At 73.5% G+C, this 12,921-nt stretch carries 12 protein-coding genes; 7 read left to right on the forward strand and 5 right to left on the reverse strand.

Going from position 1 to position 12,921, the window contains the following annotated elements; all coding sequences use genetic code 11:
• Positions 1 to 18 precede the first annotated feature (18 nt).
• The gene (locus tag YS110_15500; protein ID UJB66060.1) at positions 19 to 1,011 is read left to right on the forward strand and encodes a helix-turn-helix transcriptional regulator; all 993 of its coding nucleotides are present in this window, start codon (positions 19 to 21) and stop codon (positions 1,009 to 1,011) included.
• Positions 1,012 to 1,079: 68 nt separating this feature from the next.
• On the opposite strand, the gene YS110_15505 is transcribed toward YS110_15500, so the two are convergent.
• The 3 genes from YS110_15505 to YS110_15515 all read right to left on the reverse strand — a co-directional run bounded on the left by YS110_15505 (position 1,080) and on the right by YS110_15515 (position 5,949).
• Positions 1,080 to 2,642 (reverse strand): carbohydrate kinase, encoded by a 1,563-nt coding sequence (locus YS110_15505; GenBank protein ID UJB66061.1) that lies wholly within the window; start codon positions 2,640 to 2,642, stop codon positions 1,080 to 1,082.
• A 74-nt stretch (positions 2,643 to 2,716) separates the two neighbouring features.
• Positions 2,717 to 4,345: a glycerol-3-phosphate dehydrogenase/oxidase gene (locus tag YS110_15510; GenBank protein ID UJB66062.1), complete on the reverse strand. Its 1,629-nt coding sequence runs from the start codon at positions 4,343 to 4,345 to the stop codon at positions 2,717 to 2,719.
• Positions 4,333 to 5,949, reverse strand: a complete 1,617-nt coding sequence (locus YS110_15515) for an FAD-binding oxidoreductase (protein UJB66063.1) — start codon at positions 5,947 to 5,949, stop codon at positions 4,333 to 4,335. Before YS110_15515 ends, YS110_15510 begins: the two co-directional genes overlap by 13 nt.
• 63 nt (positions 5,950 to 6,012) lie before the next feature.
• Between YS110_15515 and YS110_15520 the strand changes: the two genes are divergently transcribed.
• From YS110_15520 to YS110_15530, 3 genes are all read left to right on the forward strand, one after another.
• A complete protein-coding gene (locus YS110_15520) occupies positions 6,013 to 7,053 on the forward strand; it encodes an AraC family transcriptional regulator ligand-binding domain-containing protein (protein ID UJB66064.1) in 1,041 nt (346 codons plus the stop codon).
• Between the two features lie 68 nt (positions 7,054 to 7,121).
• Positions 7,122 to 7,640: a hemerythrin gene (locus tag YS110_15525; GenBank protein ID UJB66065.1), complete on the forward strand. Its 519-nt coding sequence runs from the start codon at positions 7,122 to 7,124 to the stop codon at positions 7,638 to 7,640.
• A 291-nt stretch (positions 7,641 to 7,931) separates the two neighbouring features.
• A complete protein-coding gene (locus tag YS110_15530) occupies positions 7,932 to 8,522 on the forward strand; it encodes a chalcone isomerase family protein (protein ID UJB67477.1) in 591 nt (196 codons plus the stop codon).
• A 3-nt stretch (positions 8,523 to 8,525) separates the two neighbouring features.
• On the opposite strand, the gene YS110_15535 is transcribed toward YS110_15530, so the two are convergent.
• Both YS110_15535 and hemB read right to left on the reverse strand, forming a co-directional pair.
• Positions 8,526 to 9,647: a magnesium transporter CorA family protein gene (locus YS110_15535; GenBank protein ID UJB67478.1), complete on the reverse strand. Its 1,122-nt coding sequence runs from the start codon at positions 9,645 to 9,647 to the stop codon at positions 8,526 to 8,528.
• A 63-nt stretch (positions 9,648 to 9,710) separates the two neighbouring features.
• A complete protein-coding gene (hemB, locus tag YS110_15540; protein ID UJB66066.1) occupies positions 9,711 to 10,718 on the reverse strand; it encodes a porphobilinogen synthase in 1,008 nt (335 codons plus the stop codon).
• 257 nt (positions 10,719 to 10,975) lie between these two features.
• Between hemB and YS110_15545 the strand changes: the two genes are divergently transcribed.
• Genes YS110_15545 through YS110_15555 form a run of 3 tightly spaced genes read left to right on the forward strand, consistent with a single transcriptional unit; the run spans position 10,976 to position 12,875 of the window.
• Positions 10,976 to 11,404 (forward strand): CopD family protein, encoded by a 429-nt coding sequence (locus YS110_15545; GenBank protein ID UJB66067.1) that lies wholly within the window; start codon positions 10,976 to 10,978, stop codon positions 11,402 to 11,404.
• Complete coding sequence (locus tag YS110_15550; protein UJB66068.1) at positions 11,404 to 12,537, forward strand: VanZ family protein; 1,134 nt, start codon at positions 11,404 to 11,406, stop codon at positions 12,535 to 12,537. Before YS110_15545 ends, YS110_15550 begins: the two co-directional genes overlap by 1 nt.
• Complete coding sequence (locus YS110_15555) at positions 12,534 to 12,875, forward strand: (2Fe-2S) ferredoxin domain-containing protein (protein UJB66069.1); 342 nt, start codon at positions 12,534 to 12,536, stop codon at positions 12,873 to 12,875. Before YS110_15550 ends, YS110_15555 begins: the two co-directional genes overlap by 4 nt.
• Positions 12,876 to 12,921: the final 46 nt, after the last annotated feature.

Consider the following 12,921-nt stretch of genomic DNA (forward strand, 5'->3'; position numbering starts at 1 on the left):
CACGCCGACCAGCGCGCCATGTTTGAGAATTCACCAGATCCCTTTGCGTCCGGCTCGCGCGAGCGCCTGGACATGGCCGCGCTCACGCGCGGCCTGCACCTGCTGGGCGACGACTGGCGCATCGCCGCCGGCGCGCGCCCGCCCGGCGCGCTGCTGCACGGCAGCGTGCACACCGAGGAGCTGCGCCCCGGCCTCGTGCTCTACCGCACGGCGGTGCGCGACCTGCATTCGCTGCGCACCTCCAACCTGCTGCACCCGGGCCTGAAGCTGTGCGTGCTGGTGCAGGGCAGCAGCGAGCTGGCCTACGGCGCGCGCGGCTTCGCGCTCGGGCCGCAGGCCGCGCAGGGCGCCGCCGTGCTGGTGAACCTGGCCGAGCCCGACCGCTTCGTGCGCCAGTGGCGGCGCGGGCGCAGCGAGCGCAAGGTCACGCTCACGCTGCGCCCCGAGTGGTTCGCCGCCGCCGGGCTGGAGGACGCGGGCATCGACGCCTTCCGGCGCGAGCACCTGGCCGTCGCGCCCTGGCGGCCTTCGGCGCGCGCGCTGGCGCTGGCCGCGCAGCTCGCCAGCCCGCCGCCGCTGCCGCCGGGGCTGCAGCGCCTGTGGCTGGAGAGCCGCTGCCTCGACCTGGCGGGCGAGGCGCTGGGCGCGGTCGCGCGCGCGGCGCCGCCCGCGCCCGCCGCGGGGCTGGACGCGCGCGGCCTGCGCCGCCTGTGCGCGCTGCGCGACTTCCTCGACAGCGGCGCCGCCGACGGCATGGGCCTGGCCCAGATCGCGCGCCACGCGGGCATGAGCGCGGCGCACCTGCAGCGCCACTTCCCCAGGGTGGGCGGCACCTCGGTGATCGACTACCTGCGCGCGGCCCGCCTGCAGCGCGCGCGCGAGGCGCTGGAGCGCGGCGATGCCGACGTGGCCGCCGCCGCGCTGCTGGCGGGCTACCGCAGCCCGGCGAACTTCGCCACCGCCTTCCGCCGCCGCTTCGGCATGACGCCCCGGCAGGCGCGGCATTCATGAGGAAAATGGGCGCAAGGCCTTATCCAGAAAGCGCTGGCAGCTCCGTTTTTTGAAGCAGGCAGCAGCCCTCAATCGCGCGACGGATACCCCGTGATCGCCCGGATGTCGCGGTACAGCGGCTGCAGCCGCTGGTACATGCGGCAGTACACGCGCCGGTAGAGCTGCTCGTAGGTGCGCGCGTGCGCGGGCTCGGGCGTGAAGGTCTGGCCGGTGCGCGTCATGGCCTGCACGGCGGCGGCGAAGCCGGGGTGCAGCCCCAGCCCCACGGCGGCGATGATGGCCGCGCCCAGGCCGCTGGTTTCGTACAGGTGCGGGCGCTCGCACGGCAGGTTGAACACGTTGGCGGTGATCTGCAGCGCCGCGTCGCTCTGCGAGCCGCCGCCCGCCACGCGCACGCGCGTGATGCGCGCGCCGCCGCGCCGCTCCACGCGCTCCTTGGCCTCGCGCAGCGCGTAGGCCAGCCCTTCGAGGATGGCGCGGTACAGGTGGGCGCGCGTGTGCACGTCGCCAAAGCCGATGATGGCGCCCTTGGCCTCCGGGCCGGGCACCTTGATGCCGGGGTTCCAGAAGGGCTGCAGCATCAGCCCCTGGGCGCCGGGCGGCACGGCGTTCACCAGGGCGTCGAACAGGCTCTCGGGCGGCACGCCGCGTTCGCGGGCGAGCTGCTCCTCGTGCTGGCCGAACTGCTCCTTGAACCAGCTCACCATCCAGAAGCCGCGCGTGATCTGCACCTCGGTGTTGTAGTGCCCCGGCACGGCGGCCTGGTAGGGCGGGATGAAGCGCGTGGCCTCCAGGTAGCGCGGCGTGGTGGTGTTGAGGGTGGCGGCCGTGCCGTAGGACAGGCAGGCCACCTCGGGCGTCAGGCAGCCCGCGCCCAGCACCTCGCAGGCCTTGTCGGCGGCGCCGGCCACCACGGGCAGGCCGGCGGGCAGGCCGGTCTGGCGCGCCGCCTCGGCGGTGACGGCGCCGATCACCGTGCCCGCGCCCACCAGCTCCGGCAGCATGGACGGGCGCACCGGCAGGGCGTGCCATTTCCAGTCGTGCGCCGCGGCCCAGCGCCCGCGCCTGTAGTCGAACGGCACGTAGCCCACCTGCGCGGCCACCGAATCGGCCATGCGCCCGGTGAGCCGCCAGTGCAGGTAGCCCGAGAGCAGCAGGAACTTGTCGGTGCGCGCCCACAGTTCGGGCTGGTGCTGGGCGATCCAGTTGGCCTCGGCCTCGTGCTGGAAGTGGCGCACCGTCTCGCGCATGCCGATGGCGGCGAACGCCGCCTCCCACCACCAGGGCAGGCGCGGCGCGTGCGCGGCGCGGCGCTGGTCGAGCCAGAGCATCGCGGGGCGCAGCGGCTGGCCATCGGCGTCGAGCGCGACGGTGGTGGCGCGCTGCGTGGTCACCACCACCCCGGCGATGGATGCCTTGGGCACGCCGGTGCTGGCCCACAGGCGCTGGCAGGCCTGGCACAGCTGCTGCCAGAAGGCCTCGGGGTCGTTCTCCATCCAGCCCGGCTGGGGCGACTGGTAGGTGGTGATGGGCACCTGCGCCTTGTCCACCAGGCGGCCGTGCAGGTCGAACAGCAGGGCGCGCACGCTCTGGGTGCCGTTGTCGATGGCCAGCAGGTAGGGCGCGCCCATGTGGTGTCTCCTGATCTTGTAGCTATTGTTTTGGTAGCTTGCAGCGCTTGTCAGATAAGCGCTGGAGGCGATTTTTATTCAAATTCCGGCAGCGTGGCGCCGGGCGGCTGGTAGTGCGCCGCCACCAGCGCGCGGTAGCGCGCCGTCTCCTGCGCCCAGCGCGCGCCGCTCCAGCCCAGGTGCGGCGCGCACAGGGCGCGGATGCGCGGCAGCAGGCCCAGCGCGCCATGCGCCACCAGCAGGCCCAGGCGCGTGCGGCGCAGCAGCAGGTCGTCCAGGTGCTCCACCGCCTCGTGCCGCGCCGCCAGGGGCAGCTCGGCCCACAGCGTGTGCGTGCCGGGAATGCACTGCAGGTCTTCGCCGCGCAGCGCCGCGCACAGGGCCGGGGCGAGCGCGCCGTAGCGCGCCAGCAGGCGCTGGCGCACGGCGGGCGGCCAGTGCGCGGGCAGGGGGCCGGCGCTGGCGAACAGCGGCGCCGCGCTGCGCGCGAAGGGCCGGCCCACGTGCGGCGCGGCGCGCGCCAGCGCATCCTGCGCCATGGGGCGGAAGGTGGTGAGCTTGCCGCCCGTGAGCGTGATGAGGCCGCCTTCGTCGCGCACCAGGTGCTCGCGCGGCGCGCGCGAGGCCGGCTGGCCGTGCGCGCCAACCACGGGGCGCACCCCGGCGTAGCAGGCCTGGATGTCGGCCGCCGTCAGCGCCGCATGGGGGAAGGGCGTGCGCGCCGCGTCCAGCAGGTAGTCCACCTCGGCCGGGGTGATGCGGGCCTCGGCGTCCAGCGGGCCGGCGTGGTCCAGGTCGGTGGTGCCGATGAGCGTGGCGCCCTCCCAGGGGTAGAGGAACACCGGGCGCCCGTCCTGCGGGTGCAGGAAGCTGATGCTCTGCGCCACCGGCAGGCGCCACCAGGGCAGCAGCAGGTGGCTGCCGCGCAGCGGACGCAGCAGCGGCGCGCCGCCCGCGCCGTCCATGCCGCCCGCATGGCCGCGCAGCCGGTCGGCCCAGGCGCCGGTGGCGTTGACCACGCAGCGCGCGCGCACCGTGTAGTCGCGGCCGGCCAGGGCGTCGCGCAGCGCCAGCCCGGTGACGCGGCCCTGCGTGCGCAGCAGGGCCTGAGCGGCGACGTAGGAGAGCGTGGTGGCGCCGTGGCGCCGCGCCTCCTGCAGCACGCGCAGCACCAGGCGGGCGTCGTCGGTCTGGGCGTCGTGGAACACCAGCGCGCCGCGCAGCCTGGGCAGCGCCAGGCCGGGCGCGAGCATGTGCGTGGCGGCCAGGCCGGCATGGAAGTGGCTGCGCTGGCCTGCCAGCAGGTCGTACAGCGTGAGGCCGGCCTGCACCAGCCAGCGCCCCGGCGCGCGGCCCGCGCAGTCGGGGAACAGGAAGCTCTGCCGCACCACCAGCCCCGGCGCCTCGCGCAGCAGGCGCTCGCGCTCGCGCACGCAGTCGCGCGTGGTGCGCAGGTCGCCCTGCTGCAGGTAGCGCAGCCCGCCGTGCACCAGCTTGGACGAGCGGCTCGACGTGCCCCAGGCGAAGTCGCGCTGCTCCACCAGCAGCACGCGCCAGCCCTGCTGCGCGGCCTGCTGCGCCACGCCCGCGCCGCTGATGCCGCCGCCGACGACCACCAGGTCCCATTCCTGCGCCTGCAGCCGCGCCAGCGCCTCGGCGCGCGGGGGGAAGGCGCCGGCGGGCGCCGCGTTCAGTCCGCCCATGGCCCGCCGTCCTGCAGGAGCTTGCCGGGGTTCATGATGCCGTGCGGGTCGAACTGGCGGCACAGCGCGGCCAGGGCCTGCATGCCCAGCGCGCCTTTCTCTTGCGCCAGGTGCGCGGCGTGGTCGCGCCCCACGCCGTGCTGGTGGCTCACCGTGCCGCCGTGCGCGGCGATCTGCGCCGCCACGGCGCGTTTCAGCGCCTGCCAGCGCGCGAAGTTGGGCGCGAAGCCGCCCGGCGCCGTGGGCCACACGTACTGCGCGTAGATGCTGCTGCCCTGCGGGTACAGGTGCGAGAGGTGGCTGAAGGCATGCACCGGCGTGCCGAACGGCGCGAAGGCGTCGCGCGCGGCCTGCTCCATGGCCTGCATCAGCGGCGTGACCTGGGGCCAGTCCACGGCGGTCTCGATGGTGTCCACGCTGTAGCCCAGCTCCCACAGGGTGTTGCGCAGGTAGGGGCCCCTGAAGCGGTTGGCCGCCCACTTGCGGCCCAGCGCCGCGCCGATGTAGACCGCGCCATGGCGCGCCAGCAGCCCGCGCGCGGCGCGCAGCGCGCAGCGCGCGGTGGCGGGGTCGGCGCTCACGCCCAGCATCAGCAGGCACTGGCCCGCGCCGCAGCCGCGCCAGCCCAGGTAGCGCTGCAGCAGCGCGATCTGGCGCGCATGGCCCGCCAGGCGCAGGTTGGTCTCGGTTTCGATGGCGTTGGACAGGCGCAGCATGGACAGCGGCAGGCGCTGCTGCACCAGCGCGCGCACGGCGGCCTCGGCCGCGTCCCAGCCGGGCAGGAAGAGGGCGTGGAAGCGCTCGTGCCCTGGCAGCGGTGCCACGCGCACGGTGGCCTCGGTCAGCACGCCCAGGCGCCCCTCGGAGCCCAGCACCATCTCGCGCAGGTCGGGCCCCGCGCTGGCGGCGGGCACGGTGGGCAGCACCAGCGGGCCCACGGGCGTTTCCATGCGGCCGCCGGCGAAGAGCTGCTCGATGCGCCCGTAGCGCAGCGACTGCTGGCCGCTGGAGCGCGTGACCACCCAGCCGCCCACGGTGGAGTACTCGAACGACTGCGGGAAATGCCCCAGCGTGCAGCCGTGCGCGCGCAACTGCGCCTCCAGCAGCGGCCCCGGCGTGCCCGCGCCGAAGGTGGCGAGCTGGCTGGCGGCATCCAGGTGCAGCAGCTGGTTCATGCGGCCCAGGTGGAGGGACAGGACGGGGCGCCCGTCCGCCGGGCAGTCCAGGTGCCCGGCCACGCTGGTGCCGCCGCCGAACGGAATCACCACCCAGCGCTGCGCGTGCGCCAGGTCCAGCAGGGCGCGCACCTCCTCGCTGGATGCGGGCGTGGCCACGCCGTCGGGCACCGGCGGCAGGTGGCCGCAGCGCTTGCGCAGCCAGTCGGCATAGCTCTCGCCCCAGGCCACGGCCAGGCGCGCGTGCGGGGCGGTGTCGATCAGGGGGTGCGCGGGCAGGCGCGAGGGGGGAATGCGCGCCAGCAGGTCGTCGCGCCGCGCGTCGGGCGCGGCGTGGCCTGGCCCGAGGCGCTCGGCCAGCATGGCGCGCGCGCCCGCGCCCAGGTCCATCGCAGTGGCATCGTCGCCCCAGCCGTTCCATCGCCGCATGAATGCATACTCCCGTGGTTGCCGCTCCACTGTAGGAACGCGCCGCCCGCTTGCCATTTCGCTATGCCGCCAAATGCTTGTTCCATCGCGCCACATGCCGGGCTGGCCCGCGTGGTGGCGCCGTACGCGCGCACGCTGTGGGACGCCGCGCGCGCCGCGGGCGTGCCGCAGGCGGCGCTGGCCCAGGCGCTGGGCCGCGCGGACCTGGGCGGCGAAGACCTGGACGCGCGCCGCTACCTGGCGCTGCTGCAGCAGGCGCTGGCGCATGCCGGGCCGGGCTTCGGCTGGCGCCTGGGGCAAAGCGCCAAGCCCACCACCTACGGGGTCAACGGCATCCTGCTGCTGGCCTGCCCGACGCTGGGCGACGCGCTGGCGCAGGTGCTGCGCTTCGAGTCGCTGGTGCACGACCTGGGGCGCTCCGCGCTGCAGCGCGAGGGCGCGACGGTGGCCTATGCCTGGCGCAACGACTGGGCCGCGCACCCGGCGGGCGCGGCGCTGGCGGAATCGGTGTTCGCCGGCATCCAGACCTGTGCGCAGTGGCTGGTGGGCCAGCCGCTCGCGGGGTTCGACCTCGAATTCGCGCACCGCCAGGACGGCGCCACGGCGCAGGCCATTGCCCAGGCCAGCGGCGCACGGGTGCGCTGGGGCTGCGCGGCCAACCGGGCGCTGTTCCCGGCGGCGCTGCTGGCCCTGCCCATACCCCAGGCCGACAAGGCGCTGCTGCCGCTGCTGCAGCGCCATGCCGACGCGCTGCTGCAGGCGCGCCGCCCGCACGAGGCGGGCATCGTGGCGCAGGTGCGCCAGTGCATCGCCGGGCGCCTGGGGCAGGGGCCGGTGCAGCTGGCGGATGTGGCGCAGGCGCTGCACCTGTCCACGCGCACCCTGCAGCGCCGCCTGGCGCAGGCGGGCCAGCCGTTCCAGGCGCTGCTGGACGACACGCGGCGCGAACTGGCCTGCCACTACCTGGCCAGCACGGCGCTGCCGATCGCCGAGGTGGGCTATCTGCTGGGCTACCAGGACCCGTCGGCCTTCCACCACGCCTTCAAGCAGTGGCTGGGCCAGGGGCCGGGCCAGTACCGCAGCGCCGGCAGCAGGGCGGGCTGACTTGAGTCAAGGTGCGTTGCGCCGCGCTGGCTAAGCTGGCGGCCCTGTTTGACCGGTAAGGATGAAAAATGGCTGCACTCGAATGGACCGACGCCCTGGTGCTCGACCTGCCACTGATGGACGACACCCACCGTGAGTTCGTGGACCTGCTCGCCGCCGTCGAGCAGGCCGGCGATGCCCAGGTGCTGCCCGCCTGGCAGGCGCTGATCGACCACACCGACCAGCATTTCGGCCAGGAGGACTACTGGATGGCGGCCACGCGCTTCGCCTCGGGCAACTGCCACAGCACGCAGCACAAGGTGGTGCTGACCATCATGCGCGAGGGCGCCGAGCGCGGCGCCAAGGGCGAGCTGGACGTGGTGCGCACCATGGCGCGCGAGCTGGCCGTGTGGTTCCCGCAGCACTCGCAGAGCATGGACGCCGCCCTGGCCCTGCACCTGCGCCGCGTGGGCTACGACCCGGCCACCGGCACCGTGCACGCGCCCGACGCCCTGCCGCAGGACCTGATCCATGGCTGCGGCGGCGCCTGCTCCAGCGGCGACGATGAGGCGCACGCCGCGCCCGCGGCGCAGCCCGCCGTGGCGTGAGCGCGCGCCCGGGGCGAGCGTCAACAAACGTCAACGCATTCCGCGCCGGCGGCGGAATAAGAGGGAAATAGGCCGCCAGCCCTTACCAGGCAAGCGCTGGCAGCTATGAAAACAGGAGTTCATAGTAAAATCCTATGGATTTGGCGCGAAGCACCATTGCCCCTATGATGGGGCCGCAGCCAAGGCGCCGCGCCCCCCGGGGCCCGGCGCGATCCACCTTCCAGCGGAGACACTCCCGTGAAAGCCTCCCCCGACCTCTCGTTCCATGCCCCGGCGCAGGCGGCGGCCCGCATGGCCGGCGCGCTGACCCTGACGGCCGCCAGCCTGGTCTTCGTCGCGCCGGCGGCCAGCGCCGCCACGGCCTTCGCGCCCACGCAGACCGTGCAGGGCACGCCCGTGGTGCTGCAGGGCGCGGGCACGCGCTACCGCGCCATCTTCAAGGTGTACGACATGGCGCTGTACCTGCCGCGCAAGGTGCGCACCGCCGAGGAGGTGCTGGCCGCCAAGGGCCCGGTGCGCCTGAGCTTCGTCGCGCTGCGCGACCTGCCCGGCACCGACCTGGGGCGCACGTTCATCAAGGGGCTGGCGAGCAACGCCACGCCCGAGCAGGTCACCCGCCACACGCCGGCGAGCAGCCGGCTGATCGAGATCTTCTCGGGCCGCAACAAGCTCGTCGAGGGCGATACCTTCGCCATGGAATACGTGCCAGGGCAGGGCACGACCTTCTTCATCCAGGGCCAGCCGCAGGGCGCGCCCGTGGGCGATGCGGAGTACTTCGGCATGATCCTGCGCATCTGGCTCGGCCAGTCGCCGGCGGACCCCATGCTCAAGGAGGCGCTGATGGGCGCCGGCGCCAGCGCCGGGGCTGCTGCTACGCCCTGAGCCTCACCGCTCCGCCCTGGCCAGGTAGCGCTTGCGCCAGAACAGCAGCACCAGCGCCAGCGCGATCGCAGCCATCGCGCCCATGGCCCACCAGAAGCCGCTTTGCTGGTGCACGAAGGGGGTGAACTCGAAGTTCATGCCGAAGATGCCCGCGATCAGGTTCAGCGGCAGGAACACCGCCGTGAGCGCCGTGAGCGTGCGCATGATGTCGTTGGTGCGGTTGCTCTGCACGCTGAAGTGCATCTGCACCACGGTCTCGGTGCTTTGCTCCAGGCGGCGCACGTAGTGCACCACGCGCTCGATGTGCTCCAGCAGGTCGCGGCTGCGCACCTTGAGCAGGTCGAGTTCGCGCGGGCCTTGCGTGCCCTCGGGCGGGCTCCAGGCGTCGAGCGCGTCGATCCAGTCCTGCACCGCCTGGCGCTGGTCTTCGCACACGTCGTCCAGCTCGTGCAGCGACAGGCGCGCGTCCAGCAGCGCGCCCCAGTTGGTGAAGCGCGTGCGCGGGCGCAGCAGCTCGGTCTGCCAGTGGTCAAGCTGGCGCGAGAGCTCGCGCCGCAGGTCGAGGAAGCCGTCCACGATCAGGTTGGCCAGGCGCAGCATCAGGTCGGCCGGGCTGGCGGGCGTGCGCGCGCCCGGCGTGGCGCTGGCGCGGCCGTCGCGCGGGTCGGTGGGCTGGGCCGCGAGCAGCCGCGCCGCGTAGGCGTCGCGCACGCTGCAGTCGCCGGGGTGCACGGACAGCAGCACCTGGTCGAACAGCGCGAAGCCCACGGGGCTGGTGTCGATGCGCCGCAGCACCGGCGGGCCGCTGCGGCGCGGCTGCGGCTGCGCGGGGACGGGCGCGGCCTCGGCGCTGGCCACGCTGGCCAGGCGGCGCAGCACCAGCAGGTCGTACTGCGAGGTGTAGTCGTAGCGCGAGGGCAACTGGGCGTTGAGCAGGTCGGAGACGTGCAGGTCCACCAGCTGCAGCCCGGCGGCGGCCTGCAGCGCCGCCTGCACGCTGGCCAGTTGCTCCTGCAGCGCGCCGCGTGTGCAGGCCAGCCAGTAGAAGCCCTGCGCGGGCGGGGCCGGGGGCAACTGCGCCAGCTCGCGCACGCCGCTGCCGGGCTGCAGGTGGAAGATGCGCAGCGGCGCCGCGGTATTCACAGTCAAATCGGCCTCCAGCGCTTTCCAGTCAAGCGCGAGCAGCTCTTATTTTTGAAGCAACCGCGCGGCGTCGCGGGCGAAGTAGGTGAGGATGCCGTCGGCCCCCGCGCGCTTGAAGGCGAGCAGGCTCTCCAGCATCACCGCGTCGTGGTCGAGCCAGCCGTTGGCGGCGGCGGCCTTGAGCATGGCGTATTCGCCGCTGACCTGGTAGGCGAAGGTGGGCACCTTGAACTCGTCCTTCACGCGGCGCACCACGTCCAGGTAGGGCATGCCGGGCTTGACCATGACCATGTCGGCGCCTTCGGCCAGGTCCAGCGCCACTTCGCGCAGCGCTTCGTCGGTGTTGGCCGGGTCCATCTGGTAGACGTTCTTGTCGGCCTTGCCCAGGGCGCCGCGCGTGCCCACGGCGTCGCGGAACGGGCCGTAGAAGGCGCTGGCGTACTTGGCGCTGTAGGCCATGATGCGCGTGTGGATGTGGCCGTGCGCCTCCAGCGCGTCGCGGATGGCGCCGATGCGCCCGTCCATCATGTCGCTGGGGGCCACCATGTCCACGCCGGCCTCGGCATGGGCCAGGGCCTGGCCGGTGAGGATCTCGACGGTTTCGTCGTTGAGGATGTAGCCGGTGTCGTCCAGCACGCCGTCCTGGCCGTGGCTGGTGTAGGGGTCGAGCGCCACGTCGGTCATCACGCCGAGCTGCGGGAATTCGGCCTTGAGGCGGCGCACCACGCGCGGGATCAGGCCGTCGGGGTTCAGCGCCTCCTTGCCGTCGGGGGTCTTGAGCGCGGTGTCGATGGCCGGGAACAGCGCCAGGTAGGGAATGCCCAGCGCCACGCACTCGGCGGCCACGGGCAGCAGCAGGTCCAGGCTCAGGCGCTCCACGCCCGGCATCGAGGGCACGGCCTCGCGGCGGTTGTCGCCCTCGTGCACGAACACGGGGTAGATGAAGTCGTGCGCCGACAGGCGGTGTTCGCGCACCAGGTTGCGGGTGAACGCGTCGCGGCGCAGGCGGCGCGGACGGTTCGTGGGAAAGGGCGTGGGGCTGGACAGATGCATGGCGGGCATTGTGCGCCACATCGGCGCGGCGGCGTCCATCCCCGGGAATGCCCTGTATTGCGCCCCCGGGCCCGCCGGTGCTAGATTGCCTGCCGGGCGGTTCGCCGCCCCCCGCTTTACCTCCCTGAGCGGGGCCTTGCCGGGCCGCAACCCTCGCAAGGCTTACTCGCCCGGCTGCCCGCCGGGCTTTTTTTTGCCGCCAGCCGGGCGCGTGGGGGCTTTGCCGCGGGGCGCGCCATGGCCCGTACACTGCCCCCATGCTCTGGGTCAAAGCCTTTCACATCGTCTTCGTGGCCAGCTGGTTCGCCGGCCTGTTCTACCTGCCGCGCATCTTCGTCAACCTGGCCATGGTGCAGCCGGGCTCGCTGGCTGAACGTGAGCGCCTGCTTCTGATGGCGCGCAAGCTGCTGCGCTTCACCACCTTGCTGTCGGTGCCCGCGCTGGGGCTTGGCCTGTGGCTCTGGCTGGGCTATGGCATCGGCCAGGGGCCGGGCAACGGCTGGCTGCACGCCAAGCTCGCCGTGGTGGTGCTGGTGATCGGCTACCACCACATGTGCGCGCGGCTGCTGCGCCAGTTCGCTGCCGATGCCTGCCAGCGCAGCCATGTGTGGTTCCGCTGGTTCAACGAAATTCCCGTGCTCTTGCTGCTGCTGGCGGTGGTGCTGGTGGTGGTCAAGCCGTTCTGATGGCCGCGGGGGCCGGGGCGCAGCGCGCCACCATGGCCTGGCCGCTGGCGCTGATCTACACGGCGCTGGTCCTTTTTGCCAGCCTGTTCCCGTTCGAGGGCTGGCGCGCCCAGGGCATTTCGCCCTGGGAGTTCCTCGCGGCGCGCATGCCGCCGCCTTACTGGACCTGGTTCGACGTCAGCATCAACGTGGCGGGCTATGCGCCGCTGGGCTTCCTGCTGGCGCTGGCGCTGCTGCGCTCGGGCTGGCCGCGCGCCGCCGTGCCGCTGGCGGCGCTGGCGGGGGCGCTGCTGTCGCTGGCCATGGAGTTCCTGCAGATCTACTTGCCGCAGCGCGTGTCGTCGAACCTCGACCTGGTGCTCAACGCCGCTGGCACGCTGTGCGGCGCCCTGGCCGCGGCGCTGCTGGAGCGCCTGGGGGCCATCGACCACTGGAGCCGCTTCCGGGCGCGCTGGTTCGTGCCCGACGCGCGCGGCGCGCTGGTGCTGCTGGCGCTGTGGCCGCCCGCGCTGCTGTTTCCGGCGGCCCTGCCGTTCGGGCTGGGCCAGGTGCTGGAGCGCCTGGAGGGCGCCGTCGCCGAGGCGCTGGAGGGCACGCCGTTCCTCGACTGGCTGCCGCTGGGCAACGCGCTGGAGCCGCTGGCGCGCAGCAGCGAGGCCCTGTGCGTGCTGCTGGGGCTGCTCATTCCCTGCCTGCTGGGGTACAGCGTCATCGGCCATGCGGGCCGGCGCGCGGTGTTCGCGCTGCTGGCGGTCTCCGTGGGCGTGGGGGTGACGGCGCTGTCCTCGGCGCTGACCTGGGGCCCCAGCCACGCCTGGGAGTGGTGGGTGGGCCTGCCGGTGCGCGTGGGCGTGGCGGCGGGCGTGGCGGTGGCGGCGCTGCTGCTGCCGCTGCGCCGGCGCGCCTGCGCGGCCGCGCTGCTGCTGGCGCTGGTGCTGCACCTGAGCCTGCTCAACCAGGCGCCCGCCAGCGCGTATTTCGCGCAGACGCTGCAGCTGTGGGAGCAGGGGCGCTTCCTGCGCTTCTACGGCCTGGCGCAGTGGCTGGGCTGGCTCTGGCCTTATGCGGCGCTCGCCTATGTGCTGGCACGCCTGTCGCGGCGCGAGGGGCAAACCTACAATCCCGGGCCATGAGCGATACCACCCCCCCGTACTTCCAGCGGCACATCTTCTTTTGCCTGAACGAGCGGGCCAATGGCGAGGCCTGCTGTGCCCAGCATGGCGCGCAGCAGGCCTTCGAGCACTGCAAGGCGCAGGTCAAGGCCCTGGGCCTGGCCGGGCCGGGCAAGGTGCGCGTGAACAAGGCGGGCTGCCTGGACCGCTGCGCCGCCGGGCCGGTGGCCGTGGTCTACCCCGAGGGCGTGTGGTACAGCTACGTGGATGCGTCCGACATCGACGAAATCGTCACCTCGCACCTGCGCGACGGCCAGGTGGTCGAGCGCCTGCGCACGCCGCCGGAACTCGGGCGCTGAATGGCGCTCTATCGGTTTTTCAATGTTTTTGGCCTCTGGCGCTTAC

Origin of the sequence: Acidovorax sp. YS12, from assembly GCA_021496925.1 — a bacterium.
GTDB lineage: Bacteria > Pseudomonadota > Gammaproteobacteria > Burkholderiales > Burkholderiaceae_C > Paenacidovorax.